Source organism: Gallibacterium faecale (assembly GCF_027920745.1).
In the GTDB taxonomy this organism is placed as follows: Bacteria; Pseudomonadota; Gammaproteobacteria; order Enterobacterales; family Pasteurellaceae; genus Gallibacterium; species Gallibacterium faecale.
In genome coordinates, this window is sequence record NZ_JAQIBB010000132.1 from 1 (window position 1) to 5277 (window position 5277).

At 35.4% G+C, this 5277-nt stretch carries 4 protein-coding genes; 2 read left to right on the forward strand and 2 right to left on the reverse strand.

The window, feature by feature from the left end:
• Positions 1 to 9: 9 nt before the first annotated feature.
• Positions 10 to 255 carry a type II toxin-antitoxin system HicA family toxin gene (locus PF272_RS12840; protein ID WP_271143061.1) on the reverse strand — a complete coding sequence of 82 codons (246 nt, stop codon included), beginning with the start codon at positions 253 to 255 and terminating at the stop codon, positions 10 to 12.
• A gap of 2 nt (positions 256 to 257) precedes the next feature.
• Entirely contained in the window at positions 258 to 560 is a 303-nt protein-coding gene (locus PF272_RS12845; RefSeq protein WP_271143062.1) for a DUF1902 domain-containing protein, read from the reverse strand.
• A 1068-nt stretch (positions 561 to 1628) separates the two neighbouring features.
• Between PF272_RS12845 and PF272_RS12850 the strand changes: the two genes are divergently transcribed.
• Both PF272_RS12850 and PF272_RS12855 read left to right on the forward strand, forming a co-directional pair.
• A complete protein-coding gene (locus PF272_RS12850) occupies positions 1629 to 2480 on the forward strand; it encodes a KilA-N domain-containing protein (protein WP_271143063.1) in 852 nt (283 codons plus the stop codon).
• 259 nt (positions 2481 to 2739) lie between these two features.
• Positions 2740 to 5277: defense against restriction DarA-related protein (locus PF272_RS12855; protein ID WP_461782260.1), on the forward strand; the 2538-nt coding region annotated here is incomplete at its 3' end.

The window sequence follows — 5277 nt, forward strand, 5'->3', positions numbered from 1 at the left end:
AGTAAATCTTTATCTTTTACACTCTTTAAAGAATTCTTTCGTTGTCATTCCCGCTTGTCTCGCCATTGACTGAATGAGTACCTTATCAAAAGGCGATAGATGCTTATCTACCGTTACAAGAAATTTACCTCTTTCGTCAATTCTTATCCATTGTTCGTGAGCCGTACTTTTTTTAGGTTTCATCTCAAAACCCAATCGTTTTAAAGCCGATGAAACTTCTTTGTAAGTTAAAGGGGATATTCTATTAAAAAACATTATTATGCGTAGCGTAATTCTTCAAAGAATTCTACTTTATTTTTATTACCGTTTTTAGCAGATAAAAATCTAAACCAGTAATACTTTATCCATAATGACAACGGTGCAGGACGGTTAAGTAATTGTGCGGCATACTGAGGTTCGTTGTTAGCCTCATCAATCAAGTCTTTGATTTGCGCCTCTAGCTTATTAATTACTTCATCCATTGAATTAGCTTGTGCCGCCAACGAAAGATCAAGACAGACTGCAATATACAAATCGCCTTTTTTATACGCCATACAGCGAATTATTTTTTGTTTTTTCATATTAGACACTCCTGAATTTTGACATCCTCCCCCCCCCCCCCGCCTAAAGACAGGGGATTCCTACTAGCTCCCACAGCAAGCTGTGAGCTACTCTCGGTGGGTTTCTACTGCTGATCTCTATTGAGATTCACTTCATAGACGCTTCGGGTATGTCCTACCCTGATTATGCCGTCATTGAGAGCCTAAAGCGACCTCTGTTAGCAGTAAGAAGTATACCATATTTATGCCTTATATCCACGCCCTCAAGGACGTGGTTTTACGGCACTGTCTGATAAAGTAAAAAAGCTCGCTAAAACTAACGTCTTTAGCAAGCCTTTTCCCTTATCTTTTAAAGAGCTATTCACTATAATTTTTAATATATTACTCTATTTTTTAGTAAATACTCAACGAAAAGTTTAATTAAAATTACCAGTACTCTTTTTAATTCATCTCCAATCTTGACAGCAACACTATTCAAGGATAGGATTTATTCAAGGTCTCAAAACCTAAAATCGGCGGTAATCCGCAACCGAAATCCAATGCGGTTTTTTTGTATCTGAAATTTGTGTTTCTCCTTTTTCTTTTCTACACAATTTTTGGAATAAAAAACGGTATATTTGTTCAATGTCGAGAGGGCGAGGAATACAATACCTTCGGGGAATAACTCCAGCCTGACCGAACAGGCTTTTGAGCCTCTCGACACCACTCTCAAAAGTGGAATTAATCTCAAAATTAAAATCGGAGTTTCTATGTCTAACATCATCACAGCCGATTACAACGGCACTCAAGTTTTCTTCCAAGATGACGCTTATTTTGCTAATTGACTAAGTTAATATTTAGAGTTATATTGCCCATTATGGAGCTTCGAAAACTCCTATTTAAATTTACACTCGCCATTCACTGCGTTAACGTGATTTTTTTGTATCTGAAATTTAGTGTTTCTCTTTTTTCTTTTCTGACAAATTTCAATACAAAAAGTAAAACTCAATCTATGGATAGGGTGGTATGGAAATATCCAATACCATACGCCGCTAGTGTAACGGTTTTCGAACACCCTATCCACCCACAAATTCGAAAGGAAATTACACTATGTCTAATATTATTTCTACCTCATTTAATGATATATCCGTTTCATTCTTAAATAATGGTTATTTAAATGCGACTAATATTGCAAAAGCACTTAATAAACAAGTTAATGATTATCTTCGTTTAGATAGAACACAAAGCTATATAATTGCTTTAGCTAAAAATTTTAGTGAAAAGGGAAATCCCGTATCACAACAAGATTTAGTTATTGTGAAAAAAGGAAACTCTAAGAAGTTCACTCAAGGAACTTGGTTACATCCTAAATTAGCAATAGACTTCGCCCGTTGGTTAAATGTTGAATTTGCTATTTGGTGCGATGAACAAATTGAGAAAATTTTAATTGGTCAAAATCAAGTACCAACATTTTCAAATAACACGTTTTCAAATAACACGTTTTCAAATAACACGATCACCCCTGAACAACAACAGGCTATCCAAAATGCAGTACAAAAAGCCCATCACAGAACAGGTTTGCACTGGCAAGAAATCTATAGATTATTGAAAGTTGAATTTAAAATTGCTAAATACGATCAACTCCCTCAATCGCAATTTCTGGTTGCTATGGCGTTTATCCATAATCTTCAAAGACCTACCTTACCAGAACCTCCAAAACCTAAAATGATCGAAATTGACGCAGATGTTTTAGATGGGGTAATTAAATGCTGTAAGTTAGCAAAACAGCACGGCGAACAACTAGAACCTGCGATAAGAAATATCTACATATCACTTGGTTTAAATCAGCATTTCAAAAATAACTTTGCCTCCCAAGCTTACGACTTAGCCCACTATTTTAATTATTGGATAGATGAAGCAGAAAGAGCCTATCTTTCTCAAACCGCACCAAGATTAAGATAAATGAAATAGACCGCCTTACCTCACAAAAACGTGAGGCGGTTTTCTACACCCTAAATTTAGCGAAAAGGTGAAAATATGTTCAAGCTTTTAATGATTGTTAGCTTGTTGTGGTGTGCGTGGGAGCTGGATTTAAGACACGACTGCGATGGGCATTATTGTGAAACAACAACTTATTACATAGGGAAAAACTAAAATGACGACCTTTCTTATCGTTCTATCATTCTGTTTAATCTTTTTTAAACAACATAAGGTATTTGCAATGAAAAAAGTCTTTTGGAACGCTAAACAAGAACCTATTACAGCGACATATACAAAAATATTTGATGATTTACGCAATGAAGATATGGAGACGGGGCTACTCTTTGAGCCTTGTACGCTAGACGATATTCTTGATGAAGCAGATGAAATTATTCAATTAGATGCGATAGTTTCTCCTTATTCAAAATTGGAACTTAAGATGAAACAATTGAATATGGCATTAAATCGAGCTGATAGCGAACTAAAAGTTGTGGGAATGCAAATATCCGATCCGTTTATGCTTAGAAGTACAGCTAATGTAGTGGCTTTATTTGAGTTATCAGATGGGCAAACTATTTCTATTTATTTCCATAATCCAGACGTTACCCCTAAAAAAATTGCACCTCAAGACGAGGTTATCTCTTACAAATGGTTACTCAATAAAAAAGATGTCACTATCATTGTTGCCCCAGAACGAGGCAGTGATATTAATGTCCGTGAAGTGGCAATGCGTATGATGAAATTAGCTGCAAAAAACTCCTCTGCTTTCGCTAGACAAAATCAAAAGCGAGCCGAAAAAGTACAACGTATTGAAGAAACAGAAAAACGGATAGCTGAAAAAGAAAAAATTCTTGAGGATTTGGAAAAACAAATTGATTTATTAAAAGCAACTCAATCAATGGCAGAGGCAGATAATGCAATTGATATTAGCGATGCTAAGAAAGGATTAAATAAATATAAAGCCTTCTTTTCCACCGATCAATTTAATGCAATACAAGACGCTTTAAAGGGCGAGGAAGCTATTGGAATGGCTAGCACGTTAAGAACGTTATTTAATCGCATTGAGAAAATGCCAAAAACATACGAAACAGACGGTCAAAAAGAAAATGCTATTGTTTATCTACATTATTTTAAGAACGGCAATGATTGGTACATTACTGAAAAAGATATGGGCGGAAGCGGTACACGTCAGGCGTATGGTTTAACTTCTCTTTCGATTGGTGATAAGCCTGAGCTTGGCTATATCAGCATTGATGAATTAACCCAAAATAATGCGGAAATTGATTTATATTGGACTCCTGAATCTCTTAAATCAATTCAAGACGCACAGCAAAACACTTCACCAGAACCAGAGCAAACAGCAGAACCAGTTCAAGAACAAGAACCAGGACAAAATGCTGAACCTTCTCAAGAGCAAGAGCCTGAACAAGAATTAGGAACAGAACCTAATCCGGAACCAGAACAAACCCCAGATGTTGTAGCGGAAGATAATAATACTGAAGTAGAACAATCTATTTCGGTACAAAATATTGTTATGGAGGTTGCTACACCGCTTTTAGAACAAATCGGATTTAAAATTGAATTTGGCGGTAATGCTAATCCTCTAGGATTACCTGATACTGGAAGTATTTTCACATTCACCGCTGCATCAGAAAACACTCGTTTAAGCACATTCTTAGTCATTGAAAAAACAGGCGACACTTTTACCACTGAAACATATGGATATAAAGCTGATGGCGAAAGAATTGGTTTGGTAAGAACAACAGATCTTCCTTTTGATAAAGACACCATTTCTGGTGTAGCAACCGCTTTTGCAAGTAATACTAATAAATTTATTAAAAGTAATACTGAACAACCTGAAACTGAAACACCTCAAGCTCCAGAACCAGGCGAACAAACTATTCCAGAAGAATCACAAACTACCGTTATAGTTCAAGGTAATGAATTTGGTGAGTTTGATTTAACTAATGAAAAAGGTAAAGCTGAATTAAGAAATAAAGTAATTAAATATTTAAGTGATTTAGAAGCAAATGGAGAGAGTATTTATTGTAAAGCTATTAATGCTGACGTTAAATTTAATAAATCAGGAATTAAGAAATACAAAGGGCTTAGTGGATCTTCGATTAAATTAAAATTAGCTGCAAAAATTAAAGAAATTATTAAGAACGGGACTCTTGTAAAAAAAGACGTACCTAGTTATGACAGCGAAGAAAGAAAAAATGGAATCACTTATGACACTATAAAGACCAATGTTATTGTAGATAACAAAGAGTATGGGATTAGAACTGTTATAAGACGATTACCAGATGGAAAATATCAATATGATTTACAAGTAAAAAATACAGTAAATGAGATTTTAGATAACATTGAGGGAAGCCCAGCTCGGCTAACCAAATCCGATGTTGCTTCCCTCAATAACAGCATTTCTGCTTGTTATGATGATAATAAATCTAAGAATGAGAGAATGCAAGTTATTTTAGATGATATTGCTAGCGATAATGGCTATGTATTAAACCTCTTTGTTGAGTACCAAGATGAAAACGGCAACTGGGTTGAGTTGAAAGATGATGAGGTTGAATCAGTCGAAGAGGATACACAATCAGAACCTATCCTATTACACACTTCAAGCGTTTATTCTGAAACTCCTGGTTATCGTTCAACAATTGATGGCAGGGATGAAGAAATTGCTTTATTTGAGAGTCACGGATACAAACTTAATCCATACAGCATCCAAGGCACAGGTCAAACTTATGCCGTAGAAAAAGAAGACTTACCTTAT